General features: G+C 33.4%; 19 protein-coding genes and 1 tRNA gene. 8 read left to right on the forward strand and 12 right to left on the reverse strand.

Annotation, left to right across the window (positions count from 1 at the left end):
- The 5 genes from carB (at position 1) to THEYE_RS06150 (ending at position 7,140) form a co-directional block, all read left to right on the forward strand.
- A complete protein-coding gene (gene carB, locus THEYE_RS06130) occupies positions 1-3,318 on the forward strand; it encodes a carbamoyl-phosphate synthase large subunit (RefSeq protein ID WP_012546879.1) in 3,318 nt (1,105 codons plus the stop codon).
- Positions 3,315-4,883, forward strand: coding sequence for a bifunctional phosphoribosylaminoimidazolecarboxamide formyltransferase/IMP cyclohydrolase (gene purH, locus THEYE_RS06135; RefSeq protein WP_012545749.1), 1,569 nt, complete (start codon positions 3,315-3,317; stop codon positions 4,881-4,883). Before carB ends, purH begins: the two co-directional genes overlap by 4 nt.
- A 1-nt stretch (position 4,884) precedes the next feature.
- Positions 4,885-5,775: a protoglobin domain-containing protein gene (locus tag THEYE_RS06140; protein WP_012546656.1), complete on the forward strand. Its 891-nt coding sequence runs from the start codon at positions 4,885-4,887 to the stop codon at positions 5,773-5,775.
- The gene (gene purD / locus THEYE_RS06145) at positions 5,772-7,037 is read left to right on the forward strand and encodes a phosphoribosylamine--glycine ligase (RefSeq protein WP_012545691.1); all 1,266 of its coding nucleotides are present in this window, start codon (positions 5,772-5,774) and stop codon (positions 7,035-7,037) included. Before THEYE_RS06140 ends, purD begins: the two co-directional genes overlap by 4 nt.
- 22 nt (positions 7,038-7,059) lie before the next feature.
- A tRNA-Leu gene (locus THEYE_RS06150) sits at positions 7,060-7,140 on the forward strand.
- Here THEYE_RS06150 and THEYE_RS06155 read toward each other — a convergent pair.
- The 4 genes from THEYE_RS06155 to THEYE_RS06170 form a co-directional block, all read right to left on the reverse strand.
- A complete protein-coding gene (locus THEYE_RS06155) occupies positions 7,122-7,907 on the reverse strand; it encodes a sensor histidine kinase (RefSeq protein WP_012545364.1) in 786 nt (261 codons plus the stop codon). The two genes, THEYE_RS06150 and THEYE_RS06155, sit on opposite strands and share 19 nt — an antisense overlap.
- Complete coding sequence (locus tag THEYE_RS06160) at positions 7,816-8,463, reverse strand: PAS domain-containing protein (protein ID WP_164924844.1); 648 nt, start codon at positions 8,461-8,463, stop codon at positions 7,816-7,818. Before THEYE_RS06160 ends, THEYE_RS06155 begins: the two co-directional genes overlap by 92 nt.
- A 73-nt stretch (positions 8,464-8,536) precedes the next feature.
- Positions 8,537-9,295, reverse strand: a complete 759-nt coding sequence (locus THEYE_RS06165) for an ABC transporter permease (protein ID WP_012545091.1) — start codon at positions 9,293-9,295, stop codon at positions 8,537-8,539.
- A gap of 1 nt (position 9,296) precedes the next feature.
- Positions 9,297-10,019 carry an ABC transporter ATP-binding protein gene (locus THEYE_RS06170; RefSeq protein WP_012546224.1) on the reverse strand — a complete coding sequence of 241 codons (723 nt, stop codon included), beginning with the start codon at positions 10,017-10,019 and terminating at the stop codon, positions 9,297-9,299.
- 22 nt (positions 10,020-10,041) lie between these two features.
- Here THEYE_RS06170 and THEYE_RS06175 point away from each other — a divergent pair, with 22 nt between their 5' ends.
- Complete coding sequence (locus THEYE_RS06175; RefSeq protein ID WP_164924845.1) at positions 10,042-10,548, forward strand: hypothetical protein; 507 nt, start codon at positions 10,042-10,044, stop codon at positions 10,546-10,548.
- Here the strand turns inward: THEYE_RS06175 and moaC are convergent.
- From moaC to rpsT, 4 genes are all read right to left on the reverse strand, one after another.
- Positions 10,545-11,015 (reverse strand): cyclic pyranopterin monophosphate synthase MoaC, encoded by a 471-nt coding sequence (moaC, locus tag THEYE_RS06180; protein ID WP_012545678.1) that lies wholly within the window; start codon positions 11,013-11,015, stop codon positions 10,545-10,547. The two genes, THEYE_RS06175 and moaC, sit on opposite strands and share 4 nt — an antisense overlap.
- Before the next feature lie 29 nt (positions 11,016-11,044).
- Complete coding sequence (locus THEYE_RS06185; RefSeq protein ID WP_164924846.1) at positions 11,045-11,785, reverse strand: SDR family oxidoreductase; 741 nt, start codon at positions 11,783-11,785, stop codon at positions 11,045-11,047.
- On the reverse strand, positions 11,766-13,292 hold the full coding sequence (locus THEYE_RS06190; protein WP_012546639.1) for a DHA2 family efflux MFS transporter permease subunit: 1,527 nt from the start codon (positions 13,290-13,292) through the stop codon (positions 11,766-11,768). The genes THEYE_RS06185 and THEYE_RS06190 overlap by 20 nt, the downstream gene beginning before the upstream one ends.
- A 128-nt stretch (positions 13,293-13,420) precedes the next feature.
- Positions 13,421-13,729, reverse strand: coding sequence for a 30S ribosomal protein S20 (rpsT, locus tag THEYE_RS06195; RefSeq protein WP_012545489.1), 309 nt, complete (start codon positions 13,727-13,729; stop codon positions 13,421-13,423).
- 182 nt (positions 13,730-13,911) lie between these two features.
- On the opposite strand from rpsT, the gene THEYE_RS06200 reads away from it, so the two are divergent.
- Positions 13,912-14,718, forward strand: a complete 807-nt coding sequence (locus THEYE_RS06200; RefSeq protein ID WP_012546231.1) for a 1,4-dihydroxy-6-naphtoate synthase — start codon at positions 13,912-13,914, stop codon at positions 14,716-14,718.
- On the forward strand, positions 14,709-16,403 hold the full coding sequence (gene glgP, locus THEYE_RS06205) for an alpha-glucan family phosphorylase (protein ID WP_012545636.1): 1,695 nt from the start codon (positions 14,709-14,711) through the stop codon (positions 16,401-16,403). Before THEYE_RS06200 ends, glgP begins: the two co-directional genes overlap by 10 nt.
- Before the next feature lie 3 nt (positions 16,404-16,406).
- Here glgP and THEYE_RS06210 read toward each other — a convergent pair whose 3' ends face one another.
- Genes THEYE_RS06210 through THEYE_RS06225 form a run of 4 tightly spaced genes read right to left on the reverse strand, consistent with a single transcriptional unit; the run spans position 16,407 to position 20,007 of the window.
- Positions 16,407-17,150 carry a prepilin peptidase gene (locus THEYE_RS06210; RefSeq protein ID WP_012546828.1) on the reverse strand — a complete coding sequence of 248 codons (744 nt, stop codon included), beginning with the start codon at positions 17,148-17,150 and terminating at the stop codon, positions 16,407-16,409.
- Positions 17,138-17,458 (reverse strand): hypothetical protein, encoded by a 321-nt coding sequence (locus THEYE_RS06215; RefSeq protein ID WP_012545773.1) that lies wholly within the window; start codon positions 17,456-17,458, stop codon positions 17,138-17,140. Before THEYE_RS06215 ends, THEYE_RS06210 begins: the two co-directional genes overlap by 13 nt.
- On the reverse strand, positions 17,459-18,808 hold the full coding sequence (locus tag THEYE_RS06220) for a TatD family hydrolase (protein WP_012545153.1): 1,350 nt from the start codon (positions 18,806-18,808) through the stop codon (positions 17,459-17,461).
- Positions 18,805-20,007, reverse strand: coding sequence for a 2,3-bisphosphoglycerate-independent phosphoglycerate mutase (locus THEYE_RS06225; protein ID WP_012546020.1), 1,203 nt, complete (start codon positions 20,005-20,007; stop codon positions 18,805-18,807). Before THEYE_RS06225 ends, THEYE_RS06220 begins: the two co-directional genes overlap by 4 nt.
- Positions 20,008-20,080: the final 73 nt, after the last annotated feature.

The raw sequence follows: 20,080 nt of genomic DNA on the forward strand, positions 1-20,080 counted from the left end.
ATGCCAAAGAGAACTGATATTAAAAAAATACTCATTATAGGCTCAGGACCCATAATTATTGGTCAGGCTTGTGAGTTTGACTATTCAGGAGCACAGGCTTGTAAAGCTTTAAAACAGGAAGGTTACCAGGTTGTTTTAGTCAATTCTAATCCCGCCACTATCATGACAGATCCATCAATGGCAGATAGTACTTATATTGAACCTCTAACTGCAGAGATTCTTGAACTTATCATAAAAAAAGAAAGACCAGATGCGCTACTTCCTACACTTGGTGGACAGACTGCTTTAAATCTTGCTGTCCAGCTCGGTGAGGCAGGTATTCTTGATAGGTACTCCGTTGAACTTATTGGAGCGAACCTCCACGCTATAAAAAAAGCGGAAGATAGAGAGCTTTTTAAACAGGCAATGACAAAAATAGGACTTGAAGTCCCTCGTTCAGCTGCAGTTCATAGTCTAAAAGAAGGACTTGAAGCAATTGATTATATTGGCTTTCCTGCGATTCTGAGACCTGCCTTTACCTTAGGAGGAACAGGAGGGGGTGTAGCATATAACATTGAAGAATTTAAAGAACTTCTTGAAAGAGGACTTAAACTAAGCCCTGTAAGTCAAGTTCTTATAGAAGAAAGTCTTCTTGGATGGAAAGAGTTTGAGCTTGAAGTAATGAGAGATAAATCAGACAATGTTGTTATTGTTTGTTCAATTGAAAATTTTGATCCTATGGGTGTTCATACAGGAGACTCTATTACAGTTGCACCAGTTCAAACTCTTACAGACAGAGAATATCAAATTATGCGTGATAACGCAATCAAAGCAATCAGAGAAATTGGTGTTGATACAGGTGGAAGTAACATTCAGTTTGCTGTAAATCCTAAAAATGGACGTATGGTTATAATAGAAATGAATCCAAGAGTATCCAGAAGTTCAGCTTTAGCAAGTAAAGCTACAGGATTTCCTATAGCAAAGATAGCTGCAAAACTTGCTGTTGGATACACCCTTGAAGAGATTCCTAATGACATAACAAAGGTAACACCTGCAAGTTTTGAACCCACTCTTGATTATGTTGTGATTAAAATTCCTCGTTTCACTTTTGAGAAATTTCCTGAAGCTAATCCAATTCTTACCACTCAAATGAAGTCTGTGGGAGAGGTTATGGCTATAGGAAGAACTTTCAAAGAAGCTCTTGGTAAGGCAATTCGTTCTCTTGAGATAGGTTCTTACGGACTTGAAGAAATCAATGCAAGCGAAGATGACATAAGATGGCATATTAAAAATCCAACTGCTGAAAGACTTTGGTATATTGCGGAAGCGTTCCGTAAAGGTTTCACTATAGAAGAAATATATGAATTAAGCGGGATAGACCCATGGTTTTTAAATAATATAAAAGAAATTATTGAAATTGAGGAAAATCTCAGATTTGCACAAAACTTAAAACTAAAAGACAAAGAACTTAAAGAAATTATTTTCAATGCAAAACAGAATGGCTTTTCAGACAGAAGAATTGGTATTCTTCTTAAGAAAAAAGAGGAAGAAATAAGAAGTCTAAGGAACAAGTTAAATATTAAGCCTGTCTATAAACTTGTTGATACATGTGCAGCTGAATTTATTGCCTACACTCCTTATATGTATTCTTGCTATGAAAGGGAATTCTATGTGTTGGAAGGTTCTTCTTTGTTTCAGAATGAAAAATCAGATATTAAAACTTCAGCCTTAAGCCTTCAGCCTAAACCCTGTTGGGACTCTGATGCTCCACCTACTGAAAATAAAAATAAGGTTATTATTCTTGGCTCTGGACCAAACAGAATAGGTCAAGGAATTGAGTTTGATTATTGTTGTGTGCATTCAGTCTTTGGTTTGAGAGAACTTGGCTATGAAACAATTATGATAAACTGTAATCCTGAAACAGTAAGTACAGATTATGACACATCAGACAGACTATATTTTGAACCACTTACCCTTGAAGATGTCTTACACATTGTAGAAAGAGAAAAGCCTCTTGGAGTGATACTGCAGTTTGGAGGACAAACACCTCTAAAACTTGCAAAAGCTTTGGAGTCTCATGGAGTAAACATTCTTGGGACCAGTGCAGATGCTATTGACAGAGCAGAAGACAGAAAACGATTCAAAGAATTAGTAGACAAGCTAAACCTGAAACAGCCTCCAAGCGAAACAGCCACATCACTTGAAGAAGCATTGAAAATAGCTGATACTCTTGGCTATCCAATTCTTGTAAGACCTTCCTATGTTCTTGGTGGAAGGGCTATGGAGATTGTTTACGATGAAGAATCTTTGCGTAGATATATGAGAGAGGCAGTCAAAGCCTCTGAAGACCATCCTGTGCTAATTGACAGATATCTTGAGGATGCGATAGAAGTTGATGTTGATGCAATCTCTGATGGTGCAGATGTAGTTGTTGCAGGTATCATGCAGCATATTGAGGAAGCAGGAATTCATTCAGGAGACTCCGCTTGTTCTTTACCACCCTATTCCCTTTCACAGGAAATAATTCAAAAAATTAAGGAAGAAACAATATCAATTGCGAAAGAGCTTAAAGTTAAAGGACTGATGAATGTTCAATATGCTGTAAAAGACTCTGAGATTTATGTTCTTGAGGTAAATCCTCGTGCATCAAGAACCATTCCCTATGTTAGTAAAAGCATAGGAGTACCTTTAGCTCAGATGGCATCAAAGATTATGGTAGGAAAAACTTTAAAAGAACTTGGATTAACAAATAACATAAAACTACCATATGTTACAGTTAAAGAAGCCATCTTCCCGTTTGATAAATTTCCTGAAGTAGATGTGATACTTGGTCCAGAAATGAAATCAACAGGTGAAGTAATGGGCATAGATGAAGATTTTGGGCTTGCCTATGCTAAAGCACAAATGAGTGCAATGGGTAAAATTCCATTAAGTGGAAAGGTTTTTATAAGTGTGAAAGATAAAGACAAAGCCCATGTGTTTCCAATTGCAAAAGAGTTTATAGACCTTGGATTTACGATTATAGCTACACGTGGAACCGCAAAATATTTAATAGAACATGGCTTAAATGTAGAAATAGTTAACAAACTTCAGGAAGGAAGACCAAATGTCCTTGATTTAATCAAAAATAAACAGGTTAGCTTTATAATAAATACAGTATTTGGCAAAAGAGCGCAAAGAGACTCCATGTACATAAGAAGAGGAGCATTGCATTACAAAATTCCTTACACAACAACTATTTCAGGAGCAAATGCTATTGTTAAGGCTATAAGAAGACTAAAAGAAATGCCTTTAAAAATTAAATCTATTCAAGAATACCATAGGGAGGTGTCAGGGTGATAAAAAGAGCATTAATAAGTGTATCGGATAAAAGAGGTTTGGTGGATTTTGCAAAAGAGCTTGATAAATTGGGTGTTGAGATTCTTTCAACAGGTGGAACTGCAAAAACATTAAGAGATTCAGGAATTAAGGTAATAGATGTATCCCAGTATACGGGTTTCCCTGAAATTATGGATGGTAGAGTAAAAACTCTTCATCCTCTAATACATGGAGGAATTCTTGCAAGAAGGGATAATAAAGAGGATATTGAGGCAATGGAAAGACTTGGAATAAAACCTATTGACATGGTGGTAGTTAATCTCTATCCCTTTGAGTCTGTTGCAAAAAAACATTTATCTCAAATTCTTCAACCTTCAGACCTCAACCTTCAGGCTTTCTTAGAAGAAGCTATTGAAAACATTGATATTGGTGGACCTACACTTTTAAGAGCCTCGGCAAAAAACTATAAAGATGTAATTGTAATTGTTGATCCTGATGATTATTCTTCTATAATTGAAGATATTAAGAAAGGTAGCGTATCCATTGAAAAAAAATTTGAACTCGCAAAAAAAGTTTTTTCTCATACCGCAAGATATGATGCATTAATTGCAGATTATTTTGAAAAAATCAGTCCTTCAGGCTTTAAAAAAGATTGGACATTGCCTTTAAAGATGACAAGAACACTGAGATATGGAGAAAATCCTCATCAGAAAGCAGCACTTTATGCTCTCAATGAAAGCCCTTCTTTAATAGATGCAGATGTGCTTCAAGGAAAAGAGATGTCCTTCAACAACTATCTTGATACCCACTCTGCTGTTCTTCTGGCAACTGAATTCAGCGAGCCTGTATGCGTAATTGTAAAACACAATAATCCATGCGGGGTTGCCATAGGAGAAAATATTCATACTGCCTATAAAAAAGCCTTTGAATGTGATCCTGTAAGCGCATTCGGTGGAATAATTGCATTTAACAGAGTTGTTGATAAAGAAACAGCTTCGGAGATTATCAATACTTTTTATGAAGTAATTGTCGCACCAGATTTTGACAAAGATGCACTTGAGGTTTTTGAAACAAAGAAAAATCTCAGACTGTTGAGATTCCCCTCTCTATCTGATAAAATTCAACCGTCAGGATTTGATCTGAAAAGAATTCTTGGAGGGTTTATAGTGCAGGAGTGGGATAAGGTTGATAATGAATTTTCTCAAGCAAAAGTGGTAACCAAAAGACAACCAACAGATGAGGAATGGAAGGCTTTGAAGTTTGCATGGAAGGTTTGCAAACATATAAAATCAAATGCCGTAGTTTATGCTAAAGAAGACAGAACAGTAGGACTTGGCATTGGTCAAACAAGCAGAGTATTTTCAGCAAAAATAGGTGCAATGCATGCATTAAGTTCGCTAAAGGGCACTGTTGTAGCATCTGATGGATTTTTCCCATTCAGAGATAACATTGATGTTCTTGCTCAAAATGGAGTGACTTCTATTATTCAGCCAGGTGGTTCTGTTAGGGACCAGGAAGTAATAGATGCGGCAAATCAGTATAATATAGCTATGGTATTTACAGGAATAAGGCATTTCAGACATTAAAATGAGACCATTTAAAGAAATAAAGGCAAATTATTATTTTACAAAAGAAGATGAAGCAAGACTTATAGAGCTTAAACCTCTTATGGAAAAAAGAGCTGAGAAAGTAGTAGGAGCTCTTTATCAATGGATCATTCAAACAGAGTCGGCAAAAAGAGTTTTTAAGAACGAATCATTAATAAAGCATGTAATGAGACTTGTAAGAACATGGTTTATAGCTCTTTTTTCAGGTAAATATGATAACTACTTTTATGATTTTCTTATTAGAATTGGGCAAAGACATGAAAGAGTCGGAGTTGACCCTCATTTTATGACAAGAGCAATAAATATTATAAGAAATGCTTGTGTTGACATACTTTGCGAGGAAATAGAAAAAGACAGAGAAAAATATATAATTTCCATAAATAAAATACTTGATATAAATCTTGATATTATAACCTCCTCCTATCTTGAGGAAGAAATAAAAGGTTATTCCCCAGCCTATAGAATAAAAATCCAACTTGTAAGATACGGTGAAATATTTTCTCAGCTTGTAAGCCTTGTCCTTATAGTTGGATTAAGCATTCTTACTTTTGCTGTAATTTATCTTTGCGGAAAAGATATATATGAAATATTATCAGGTAAACTTGAACAGACAATTGTAACTGCCCTTGGTTCAGTACTTATTCTGTGGGTTATGCTTGAACTTTTAAATACTGAGATTGCCCATCTTAAGGGAGGAAAATTCAGAATAAGCGTTTTTGTTGGAGTTGCTCTTGTTACTGTAATAAGAGAGACTATGATAGCAACACTAAAACATGAAACAATTGATTTTATAATCTCACTTATAGCTGCCATTCTCATAATTGGTATAGTATACTGGTTGGTTAAAAGAACAGAGGAGGAAAAAAGATGAAAGTTCTTGTTATAGGTTCAGGAGGAAGAGAACATGCTATTGTATGGAAACTTGCTCAATCAAAAGTGGTAGACAAAATTTATTGTGCTCCTGGAAATGCAGGAATTTCTGAAATTGCTGAATGTGTAGAAGTTGAAAGCAAGAATTTCTCTGCTCTTTTAGACTTTGTAAAATACGAATGGATTGATCTCACAGTTGTAGGACCGGAAGAGCCTCTTGCTAAAGGAATTGTTGATATATTTCAGAAAGAGGGAAGAAAAATAATAGGTCCTACAAAAGCTGGGGCACAAATTGAAAGCAGTAAAGTATTTGCAAAGGATTTCATGAAAAGACATAAAATTCCGACATCAGAATATAAAGTTTTCACATCTTATACACATGCAGAAGAATATATCAGGTTAAAAGGAACACCCATTGTAATCAAAGCAGATGGACTTGCTGCAGGCAAAGGAGTTTTTGTGTGCCAAAGTTATGACGAAGCGGTTGATGCTCTAAAACTAATTATGAAAGAAAAAGCTTTTGGCTCTGCTGGAGACAGAGTTGTAATTGAAGAGTGTCTTCAAGGTAAAGAAGTTTCCTATCTTGTTTTTACTGATGGCAAAACCATTATACCAATGGTTACATCTAAGGATCATAAAAGACTTTTAGATAACGATGAAGGTCCAAATACTGGCGGCATGGGAACATTCAGCCCTAACCCAATAATTACTCCAGAACTTGAATATGAAATTCTTGAAACTGTAATAAAGCCAACTATTAAAGGATTAAAGCAAGAAGGAATAGTTTACAAAGGAATTCTCTATGCAGGGCTTATGATTATTAACAACAAACCCTATGTGCTTGAATTTAACTGTAGATTTGGAGATCCTGAAACTCAGGTAATTCTTCCAAGACTTGAAACTGATATTATGGACATCTTTATGGCAATAGCAGAACAAAAATTAAATAAAGTAGATGTGAAATGGAAAAATGAAGCCTCTCTATGTGTTATTCTGGCATCAGAGGGATATCCAGGAAAGTATAAAAAAGGGATACCTATTTATGGACTTGAAATGTTCAAAGGATTAAAGGATATTACAGTATTTCATGCAGGCACTAAATTTGATGATGATGGAAAAATTGTAACTAATGGCGGAAGAGTTTTAGGAATAACGGCTTTGGGCAAAGATATAAAAGAAGCAAGGCAAAAAGCGTACTCTGCTGTTGAGTTTATAAAATTTGAAGGAATGCAATATAGAAAAGACATTGGATTGAATCTTTAAAATTCTTTTAAAATAAAATATTGCGAGAGTGGCGGAATGGCAGACGCGCTGGACTTAGAATCCAGTGGGGAGACCCGTGAGGGTTCAAATCCCTCCTCTCGCATTTGAGTTTTCTTGCAGGATTTCAAAAACAGGGAAATATATTTCAAAAGTTGTGCCTTTTTGCAGTTCACTATAGACATTTATATAGCCATTATGTTGTTGGACTATATTGTATACAACCGATAAACCAAGTCCTGTTCCTTTATCTCCCTTTGTTGTAAAAAATGGTTCAAATATTCTCTGTTTGACCTCTTCATCCATACCATGACCTGTATCACTAATTGAAAGTAGCACATACCTACCTGGTTTACCATAGCCATGTGTATTAACGAATGTTTCATCAATTTCTATTAATGATGTTGATATCTTTAAAATCCCACCTTCTGGCATAGCGTCTTTCGCATTAGTTACAAGATTCATTATTACCTGTTCAATCAAGTTTTTATCAGCAAAAATTTGAATAGTGCCAACATTTAAATCTGTTATTATTTTAATATCCTTTCGCAGAATAGGATGAATAAATTCTAAAAAATCTTTCAGTAAATCATCCAAATACAAAGGTTTAAATTCAGTAGTATCTTTTCTACTGAAAGAAAGAAGTCTTTTTATAAGCTCTTTTGCTTTCTCTGCGGATGAATGGATATGTTCAACATAAGGATACAAAGGATGATTTGCGCCAAGCTTAGATTCAACTAATCCTGAAAAACCTAAGATTGGAGTCAATAAATTATTAAAGTCATGAGCAATTCCATTGGCTAACAAAGCTGCTGCTTCTATCTTCTGCGCTTGAATTAATTGTTCCTCTGTTTTTTTTCTGTTTTGTAACATCTCTGATTAAAACCATAACCTTTGAAACCTTATGATATTCATCAAATATGGGCACAGCTCTTATGTTGAAAATTGATCCTGAAAGATAAGTTATAGTTTCCTCTACAAGACAAACATTTTCAAAGGCTTTCTTTACAGGACATACTTCGCAGATAACATTTTTTTTATAAAAAATCTCATAACAGTGCATATTAATTCCTTCATGAATTTTTTTATCCAACAGTTTTTCAACTACTGTATTCATCCATAAAATTTTAAAATCCTGTGAAATAATAACAATGCCATCTGGTATTAATTGGATAAAGGAATTGAGCTCACTATAAAGTTCTTTTATTCTTCTCTGAGAGTTTATTAACTTCCACGTGTATCCCTTTATCAAGAAATAAAGTAATAATCCTGTGATAGAAACATAAAACCATCCTTTATAGGTCTGAAATTTGGTCAATTCAGAAACATCTTTGATAAAATATGAAAGTATCGTATCGGAAAATAGTATCCACATACTTCCAATAAACAGATAAATCAAAACTATGCCTGAAATTCCTTTAATTATCACGCTGATAAATTATAGCAAAAAAAATTCACGCTCATTCAAATTTTTTATAATTTCAAATAACTTTAAGTAAAAATCACAAAACATAACGTTTCTTTAACAAAATAAACGGAAATGGAGCGAGAACAAATAGATAAATAACAATCACTATTAAATCATAAATAAAACTATATGGAATCTTCCCATAGCAAAATGCCCTTGAAATATTTACAAGATGCATCAAGGGATTTGCCTGAGATAGTTTAATTACAATCTCAGGCATGTCTTCAAGAGGGAAAAAAATTCCTGAAAATAAAAAAAGAGGAGTCAGAATAAGAGTATAAAAGTAATTAAACGAATCAATTCCTGGAACTATAGCTGTTGCAATTAAAGATAAACTGGCAAATATTAAGCCACACATAAGAATTAATGGAATAAGAAAAACTACATAAGAAGATTTGACCAGTCCAAACAATGAAATAACAAGAATTATAACAGTACCATAAATCAGGCTTTTTGTTGCTCCCCATAGGAGTTCTCCAAGTATAAGTTCATTAAAAGTTATTGGAGTTGCTAAGATTGCGTCAAATGTTTTTTGATAAACCATTCTAACATAAGTTCCGTAAGTGCATTCATAACAAGCAGCAAACATGGCTGAAGACATTATAATTCCAGGAGCAATAAACTCAATATATGTCATTCCATTTATCTCTTTTATAAATCCTCCAAGCCCGTAACCAAGAGCGATTAAATAAAGCATAGGTTCAAAAAAATTAAGTGTAAGACTTGAACGATAAAGTTTTTTATAAACTGTTGCATTCCTTTGCCATACCCTAAATGCTCTTTTAAAGTCCATTTTATCCCTCAGTCATATTTAAATAAACATGCTCAAGATTTCCACCAAATTTAATTGAAAGGTTCTGGGGGGTATCAATAATCAATATTTTACCTTTGTCCATAATTGCAAGCCTGTCACAGAGTTTTTCAGCTTCTTCCATGTAATGAGTTGTAAGGATAAGTGTTTTACCAGAATGCTTTAAAACTTCAATTTTATCCCATATCTGTCTTCTGCTACGAGGGTCAAGACCTGTTGTGGGTTCATCAAGAATTATTATGTCTGGGTCATTTATTAAACCTCTTGCAAATATAAGCTTTCTTTGCATCCCTCCTGAAAGTTTCCTAACATTGATTTTGCTCCATTCCTCAAGTTTTACAAATTTAAGAAGTTCCTTGGCTCTTCTAATAGCTTCGTTCTTAGATATATCAAAGTATCTTGCATAAACGATCAGATTTTCAAGGACATTGAGATCAGGGTCAAGATTGTTGTCCTGAGGAATAACTCCAATTCTTCTTTTAAGTTTTGGAAGGGTTTTTTCGTCTATTTTTATACCAAATATTTTTATCTCCCCTTCAGACAGAGTAATAAACCCGTAAATCATTCCCATTATTGTTGTTTTTCCAGCACCATTTGGACCAAGAAATCCGAAGCATTCACCTTCTTTTATCTCAAAATTGGCTGAATCAAGGGCTTTAAATTTTTTGTAATATTTTGTTAAATTTTTTCCTACAACTACATCCACAATTTTTAGTATAATATTTTTTATGAAGTTGACTAAAATATTAATATTTTTAACACTGCTTATTATGCCGATAAATCTGCAAGCAGAGGTATCTCTTAAGCAATGCAATGAGGCAGATATAAAGGGAGTCTTTAACTTAATTATTTACTCAAATTCATTTATAAATGATCCTGAAACATTCATCATTCTTGATAAAGTTGATGATAAAATCAAAATAGTTCCCTATGCACCAGCTTTTAAATACAGAATAATTGAAAATTTGAATGAAAAAGAAGCACTAAAAATTGTAAATGAGATTTTAAGGAACCCTTCATTTGTTAGTTCTATAAAATGTTCTGTGATAGATGAGGGAGAAAATATTCTGGGTTACGAGCTAAAACCATTATATTTTCCATGGATATTTGGAATTTTAGAGCCTGTTGAAACTGTTTATAAAAAAGAGGGCAATTCCATTATTATTTTTATAAGACTTAATCCTATGGTGGAAAGGCAGCTTAATTCTGGAGGAGATTCAAATAAAGAGGATTAGGTTCTAACAAACTCACCGCTTTTACCTCCTGCTTTATAAACAAGCTTTATATCTCCAATTATCATTTCTTTATCAACAGCCTTGCACATGTCATATACTGTAAGAGATGCCAAAGATGTTGCAACCATTGCTTCCATTTCAACTCCTGTTTGAGCAGTTGTCTTTACAGTAGTTTTTATTTTTACCTGAGAGTTATCTTCATCTGGTTCAAAATCAATTTCAATAGACGTAATTGGAAGAGGATGGCAAAGTGGAATAAGATGAGGTGTCATTTTTGCAGCCATAATTCCAGCAAGGCGGGCAACCTGAAAAACATCGCCCTTTACAATTTTTTTGTTTAAAATCATTTTCAAAGTTTCTGGTTTCATTTTTACAATACCTTCAGCAATAGCAATCCTTTCTGTTACAGGTTTGCCTGTAACATCAACCATCCTTGCCTGTCCTTTTTCATCAAAATGAGTAAACATTTTCTTGAAAACCTCCTTAGACATCAAAATTATCTTTCCTGTTCTGTTGGTCTTATAAGCAATTCATTTATAGAAACATGCTCAGGTTGAGTTACAACATAGTATATTGCCTCTGCAACATCTTCAGCCTTTAAAGCTTTCATTGCACCCCTACTTTTTATCCATTCTTCAGGCATATTTTCGCCCCACTGTGTTGCCACGACTCCTGGCTCTATTACTGTAACACGGATATTGTATTTTATCAATTCTTTGCGAATTGATTCAGAAAATCCTACAACTGCCCATTTTGTAGCACAGTAAACTGACCATCCTGGAATTCCAACCCTTCCAGCTACTGAAGAAATATTAACAATATGACCACTTCTTTGCAAAATCATCATTTTTGCAGCTAAATGGGTACAGTGAATAAGTCCTGTAAGATTTAAATCAATAACCTCTTTCCACTCTTTTGATGAACCGTTCTCAATATAGTTAAAAATTCCTCTTCCTGCATTATTAACTAAAATATCAAGTTTACCAAAATGAGATTTCAATGTTTCAAATACTCTTTCAACTTCGTCAGTTTTGGAAATGTCAGCAGGTATACTTAAAACATTCACGCCAAACTGCTTTTTAATTTTCTCCGCAATGCTGTTTAATAATTCTTCAGACCTTGATACAAGAGCAAGTTGAGCTCCTTGATTTGCGAATTTCTGAGCAGTTGCTAATCCTATACCTTTTGATGCACCTGTTATAAGTGCAATCTTTCCTTTAATGGACTGCACCAGCATTTCCTCCTTTCTTTTTATAAATCGGCTTACGGAAAAACATGATGGTCACAATCATTGAAATCATTGCAATACTTAAAATCCAGAATGCTTCATTAAAAGCTATTGTCTGAGCCTGCCTTATAAGTTCTCTGTATATCGGGTTTTCTGGTGGAAGAAATGTCCTTATAGATAAATATTCATTTAATTTTTCAATTATAATCTGATAAGGAATGTCATAGGGAGTAAGATTTTCTACAAGTCTTGCCTGATGAAACTGTGTTCTCTGCGATACAATCGTTGTAACTATCGCTGTGCCAACAGAGCCTCCAATGTTTCTTATAACACCATTTAATGGAGTAGCGTCCTGCATTTTTTCTTTTGGAATATACGCTACTGTCATTGCCGCTAAAGGAGTTATAACAAAAGCCATACCAAGAGCTAAAACTGCTCTCGGATAAACAAAATCCCAGAATCCTGCTTGAAGATTAAATAAACTCATAAGATGAGTTGAATATGCACACATTATGATACCGAATGCAAGAGGTATTTTAGGATTTATCCTATCAACTATTTTACCACTTATGGGAAAAGCTATAAACTGAACAATTCCAGCAGGACCAAGAACTAATCCTGCCAAAAATGCTGTGTATCCCATTAAATTCTGAACATAGATTGGTAAGAGAATAATACTTCCAAAAAGATTAACAAAAGTAAAAAACATCACAAGATTACCAAAAAAGAAATTTCTATCTTTAAAAAGCCTGAAATTAACAATTGGATGTTCTGCTCGCTTTAGTTCCCACCATAAAAGAGTTGCAAGGCTTAAAATGCTTATGACAAAAAGAGTTATTATAAACTTTGATTCAAACCAATCTTCCCTCTCGCCCTTATCCAGCATTATTTGAAGACATCCGATACCTAAGGCTAAAAAAATTATTCCCGGATAATCAATGCGTAGTTTTTCTCTCTTTAAATAGTGAGGGTCCTCTATAATAAGATAAGTCATTAAAATAGATATGATTCCAACTGGGATATTTATGTAGTATATCCATCTCCACGAGAAATTATCAGCAATCCATCCTCCAACTATCGGACCAAGTATTGGTGCCATAATTATACCCATTCCATAAATTGCCATTGCTGTGCCATACTTTTCTTTTGGAAATGTCTCAAGAAGTATACTCTGACTTAAAGGCTGTAACCCTCCTCCCCCAATTCCTTGAAGAACTCTGAAAAATATCAAAGATGTAAGACTCCAAGCCATACCACATAAAAAGGAAGAAATTGTAAAAACTGTTATAGAAAAAATTAAATAATTTTTTCTCCCAAAAATCTTGCTCAACCATCCAGCCATTGGAATTACTATGGCATTTGAAACAAGATAAGAAGTAATAATCCATGTTGATTCATCAACTCCTGCTGAAAGACTTCCCTGAATATGTCTCAATGCAACATTATTTATGGTTGTATCAAGAATCTCAATAAAAGTAGGAAGCATTACAGTTAAAACAATCCAGAACCGTTTCATTCAAATATTATATAAAAAATAAAGTGTAAGTTAGCAATAACTTTATTAATAGAGCCTTAAAAATAAAAAAGAGTTCAGGTATTGTCCTGAACTCTTTTTAGCTAAAAAGAAGCAGATAACAGATTAAATTAGTTCATAGAACTTGAAGAAATTAAAACAGTATTAGCTTTTTTGGTCAATCTTGATATTTTTCTGGATGCTGTATTTTTATGAATAATCCCTTTTGATGCAGCTTTGCTGATCACTTTTATTGCCTCATTTAATACTGCTTGAATTGAATCTTTATTATTTTGGGCAATAGTTTCTTCAACTTTTTTTATACATGTCTTTATTTTTGTTTTCCATGCCTGATTTCTTAATCTTCTTTTTGCATCCTGCCTTATTCTTTTTAATACTGATTTACTTCTTTTTTTTACTGTTGATCTTTTAGTTGCCAACTTTATTCCCTCCTATATAAAAGTATTCATTTTTAAGCCTACTCAAAAACTTACAATTTATTGAAAATCAATGAATTACAAATTAATTTAATTTTCAATCACTACAAATATATCTCAAAACCTTAGTTTTTTAAATTAGCATAGTTTCCATAAATGTTTCAATATCTGGTAAAATTATTTCTATGTTAAAGTTTGGAATATCTCCATGTCCCAATGATATATTCATATTTTTTGGAATAATAGAAAAAAAGATAAAAACTGAAGGATTGGACTTTGATTTTGTCATTGAAGATGTAGAAACTCTAAATAATCTGTGCATGGAAAAGGCTCTTGATATCTCAAAAATTTCAGCTCATGCCTTTTATTATCTTCAAAATGATTATATTATGCTGTCCTCAGGTGGAGCTTTATCAGAATATGGACCTGTGGTGATAACAAAAAACTTAGAAAAACTTAAAAATCTTTCAAATATTAAAATTGCTCTACCTGGCAGATTAACAACCGCTTCTGCTCTCATGTGGTTTTACTGGCAAAAAAATTTCCCCAATAAAAAATATATAGTTGAGTTTATGCCTTTTTATAAAATTATTGATAAGATTATTAAAGAAGAGGCAGATATAGGAGTCGTTATTCACGAGGGAAGGTTTATATATTCCTTAAAAGGACTTGAATTAGTTGAAGATCTTGGGAAATTTTGGATACAAGAAACTTCATTGCCAATTCCTCTCGGTTTAATCATATCCCAAAAATCATTGAATATAAAAAAAGCTCTTGAAAAAATTATCCAAGAAAGTCTCAATTATGCCTATTCTCACTTTGATGAAGCCATGAAGTTTATTAAAAAATATTCTCAGGAACTTGATGAAGATGTTATAAAATCCCATATTCAATGCTATGTAAATAAATTTACTTTTGATATGGGTGAAAAAGGTATACAGGCAATAGATGAATTAATCAAGAGGATAGAGAGGCATGCCATATGGTCATAGATGAATTTATTAAAGAGCCAAGAATTGCTTACTTTTCAATGGAAATAGGAATAATACCAGAAATGCACACATATAGTGGTGGACTTGGTATTTTAGCTGGAGATACTTTAAAATCAGCAGCTGATTTAAGAATTCCAATGATTGGTATTACACTAATTCATAGAATGGGATACTTTAGACAGGAACTTGATCCATTTGGAAGACAGATTGAACATCCAGATCCATGGGACATTGAAAAATATTTAAATAAACTTGATGTAATGGTTGAAGTAAAAATAGAAAATAAACCTGTTTATGTAACTGCTTGGCTATATGTTATACAGAGCACAACAGGCGGGAAACTTCCTATCTTATTTCTTGATACAGACATTCCGGAAAATGATCCTCAATATAGAACTCTTACTCACTATCTTTATGGCGGAGATTTAGAATATCGTCTTAAGCAAGAAATTGTTCTTGGTATTGGAGGCATAAAAATTCTTAATGAACTTGGTTTTGAAATCAAAAAATATCATATGAATGAAGGACATTCAAGTTTTTTAACTCTGGAACTTCTTCAGAGATTTAAAAGACCAATTGAAGAAGTCTGGTCTGAGGAACTTGTATGGAATATTGAAAAAGTAAAAAATTTATGTGTTTTTACAACTCATACTCCAGTTGCTGCAGGACATGACAGATTTCCATATGAACTTATTCAAAAAATAGCTGGAGAAATAGTTCCACTATGGCTTTTAAAAAAGCTCGCTGGAGACGGAATGTTAAATATGACTTTGCTGGGATTTAATTTGAGCGAATTTATCAATGGAGTCTCTAAAAAACATGAGGAAGTCTCTGAAAAAATGTTTCCTGGTTATGAAATACATGCAATAACAAATGGAATACACTCCTATACATGGGTATCAGAGCCTTTCAAAACTCTTTATAATAAATATCTACCAGGATGGGCAAATGAGCCTGAAATATTTGTAAGAGCATGGAGAATTCCTGAGGATGAACTCTGGGATGCACATATTCAGGCAAAGAAACATTTAATTGACTTTGTTAACAGAATAACGGGTGCTAATTTAAACTATGATACCTTCACAATAGGTTTTGCAAGAAGAGCAACTCCTTATAAAAGAGCAGATTTATTGATTTCGGATATTGAAAGACTTGCGATGATTGGAGAAGGAAAAATTCAAATAATATATGCTGGTAAGGCTCATCCAAGAGATGAAGGTGGGAAAAAACTTATTCAGAAAATTTTTGAAGTCAAAGAAAAATTAAAAAATAAGGTCAAAATAGTTTATTTACCAAATTATGACATGGCAATGGCAATGAAACTTGTTGCAGGAGTTGATATCTGGCTTAATAATCCTCTAAAACCATATGAGGCATCAGGTACATCTGGAATGAAAGCCTCTCATAATGGTGTCCCTAATTTAAGCGTTCTTGATGGATGGTGGATAGAAGGATGGATTGAAGGTTATACAGGCTGGGCTATTGGAACTCTTGAAGAAACTTCAGATCCCAAGAAAGATGCGGAAGACCTCTATTATAAACTTTCAAGTGAAATCTTACCTTTATTTTATGAAAACCGTCATATATGGATAAAAATAATGAAAAATGCCATAGCAATGAATGCCTATTATTTCAACACTCATAGAATGGTCAGATTTTATGTAACTGAAGCTTATATAAGATAATTTCTATCCAAAATACCAATTCAATATTTTTTCACCTAAAAATAAACATATCAAGGCACCAATTGAAAGAAACGGACCAAATGGGATCTTGCGGTTTCCTGTTTTTTTAAAAATTATAATACCAACTATTGAACCTATTAAACTTCCTATAAAAATTGTGAGTAAAGCTGCTTTCCATCCAAGAAATGCCCCAACCGCTGCATTCAATTTTATATCTCCTCCTCCCATGCCTCCTTTGCTTATTATTGAAACAATCAAAAGACTTCCTCCACCAACAACTATGCCAATCAAAGATTCTTTAAAATCTGAGACAAACCCTGTATAACCATGTGAAAACAGAGAAAAAATAAAACCGATAAAAATCAAAGGGACTGAAATTTGATCAGGAATAATTTGAAAATCAATGTCAATAAATGAAACAACTATCATGGCTGAAATAAAAATTAGAATGAATAACAAATATGGTGTTAAACCAAAACTTAAATATGCTAAAACATAAAGAATACCATTTAATATCTCAACAAATGGATATCTGAATGAAATTCTCGAGCCACAGTAAGCGCATTTGCCTTTAAGCAATATAAAGCTTAAAACTGGAATATTATGCCATAGTTTAATTGAATTTCCACAGCCAGGACAAAATGATGCAGGCTTGATTATAGAGATTTTTCTTGGGATTCTATAAATACACACATTAAGAAATGAGCCAACAATTAGACCAAGAACAAGAAATATCAGAACTTCCACTGACTCATATCCTCAAGTTCTTTAAATTTATTTCTTTTGTCTTCTATTTCTATTTCTATTTCTCTTATCTGTCTTACTAAACTTGATATTTTTTCATTTTCTTTAACTTCTAAATCTCTGTCCCATGAATCATATATTTCTTTGCCAATAGATTTAAGAAGTTCATCTTTTTTTAGATTAAGTTTATTCATTTCTCTGATAAGTTTTAAAACATTTATCTCAATCTTGATTCTTTCAGAAATAACTGTAGACCAGAATTTAAAAGTTTTAAGCCCTTGCAAAAAATCTCTTTTAATTATTTCAAGCATTTACCCAACCTCATCAAGATGTCTTACTTTAAACTTAACACCCAATGAATTGGCAATCTCCTCACACTTTTTAATATCAACTTCTTTAAGATTAACCACTGTTATCTGCACAAAGGGAACATATTTTTTAGCATCCTTGATAAATTCTATAACTGCCTCAAAGGCATTTGGCTTAACAGGATTACAAATTTTGTTGTAGGTTTCACTATCATGTGCATTAAGACTTATTGACATTGAATCAATGAGTCCAGCAAGTTCTGGAAGTATCTTTCTTTCATGAATTAGATTTCCCTGTCCATTTGTGTTGACTCTCACCCTACCACCTTGTTCTTTTATCCATTTTGCCACTTCTTTAATTAAATCAAGTCTTAGAAAGGGTTCTCCATAACCACAAAAAACAATCTCTTTATAATTTTTAGGATCGCCTATTGTTTGTATTAAATCCTCTGCCGAAGGTTCTTTTTCAAGCCTTAAATTATGTCCTTTAACATAATCAGTATGAAATCTAACACAGAATCTGCATACATTTGTGCATCTATTTGTTACATTTAAATAAAGAGTATCCCTGATTTTATAAGCAATCTCACCTTTTGGAAGGTCCCCAATACGAAAAAGCCTATTTACATTTACAGTAGTTATTCTATCAATGTCTTCAATAGTTACCCCCCTTAAGTCTGCTAAAGCCTTAGCTGTGTAAATTAAAAAAGAAGGCTCATTTCTTTTACCCCGCATTGGTTCAGGTGCAAGATATGGAGCATCTGTCTCAATCATCAAATATTCATCTGGAACAAACCGAGCAACTTCTTTAATAGTTTTTGCATTTTTGAATGTAACAACGCCTGATATTGATATAAAAAATCCAAGTTCAATAGCTTTCTTTGCCTGAGATAAGTTTCCGCTGAAACAATGCATAACTCCTTTATGAACATTTTGTTCTTTTAGAATTTTTATTGTATCATCAAAGGCTTCTCTTGAATGAATAACTACTGGCAGTCCTATATCACGGGCAAGTTTAAGTTGTAAGGCAAAAGCTTCACGCTGAACTTCTTTCGGTGAATGTTCATAATGATAGTCAAGTCCTATCTCACCTATACCAACTACTTTTGGATGTCTACTCAGTTCAAAAAGCTTTTTTAATACCTCGCTGTTTAACTCCTTTACATCATGCGGATGGATACCAACAGTTGCATAAACCATCGGATATTGCTCAGTTATTTTCATGATTTCATCAATACTTGCAATATCTGAGCTAATTGTGATAATAGTACTTATTCCTGCATCATAGGCACGTTTTAATACTTCTGAAATTTCTTCTTCAAACATTTCAAGATGACAGTGGCTATCAATCATGCCCCAAACTTCCTTAATCTCAAAGTATTTGCCAGAACAAGTGGCATAATTGATGTAGCATGAATTATTCCAAGTTCTCCCTTAAGACACTCCCTTTCTGTGAAGGAATTAACCGTAGCACCAAAAACATAGGGTGATTTAATAAGCAATGGAACAGGATGCCAGCTATGTGTTTTAAGAAGACATGGAGTGCTGTGGTCACCTGTAATAACCAATGTATCAGGATTTAATGAAAGAATCTCTGGTATAAAACTATCAAATTCTTCAATTTTTTTTATTTTACCTTCAAAATTCCCGTCTTCACCAAAGGAATCAATCTTTTTTATGTGAAGAAAAACAAAATCATAATCTTTGTAAACCTTTTTAAGTAACTCCATTTCCTCTTTAATATCACCCTCTACAGGCAATATATCCATACCAAGTAATTTTGTAATACCACGATACATTGGATATACTGCTATGGAACATGCTTTAAGACCATATTTCTGCTCAAAAGAAGGTATATCTGGTAACGCAGAAAAACCCCTTAAAAGAACATAATTGGCTTTTTCCTCATTTTTTAAGATTTCTTCTGCTTTTTTAATAAATTTTTTAGCTATTTCTGCAACCTCAATAGACTCCTTATTTAAAGCAATGGGCTCAGCAGGTGGTTTTCCTTCTTTTTGAGGGTCTGTATCTGTAACCATCGCCTGTTTTTCTGTAATATTTTTTGAAAATCTCATTACAAGACAAAATCTGTGTTCCTTTCCAGGTTTCAGAATAATTTTTACTCCGTCAATCTCCTTTATATTTTCTGAAAGCATATTGGTAAGCTCTATATTTTTTTCTGTAGGTATTCTTCCTGCTCTTCTATCAACTATCAAACCATTTTTAATAGTGGCATAGTTACACCTTAAAGCTACATCAGTTTTTTGAAGTTCTATATCAAGCCCTAATGCCTCAAGAACACCTCTACCAATCTCATACTGAAGAGGATCATATCCAAAGACTCCAAAATGACCAGGTCCGCTTCCTGGCGTAATCCCATAATCTACAGGAATATGCAATCCACATGCTGATACTCTTGCAAGACTGTCAAGATTTGGTTTATTTGCCATCTCAAGCTCTGTTTTTCCATTAATAGGAAGCCCACCAAGTCCATCAAGAATTACAAAAATTATTTTTGTATTATTTTTTTGAATCAAAGAAGACAAATCCATAAATGCACCTCTTAAAATCAGAATAAGTGAATAATAAACAATTAAATAATAACAAAAAAACATTTAAAAATAG

This window comes from Thermodesulfovibrio yellowstonii DSM 11347 (assembly GCF_000020985.1).
Classification (GTDB): Bacteria; Nitrospirota; Thermodesulfovibrionia; order Thermodesulfovibrionales; family Thermodesulfovibrionaceae; genus Thermodesulfovibrio; species Thermodesulfovibrio yellowstonii.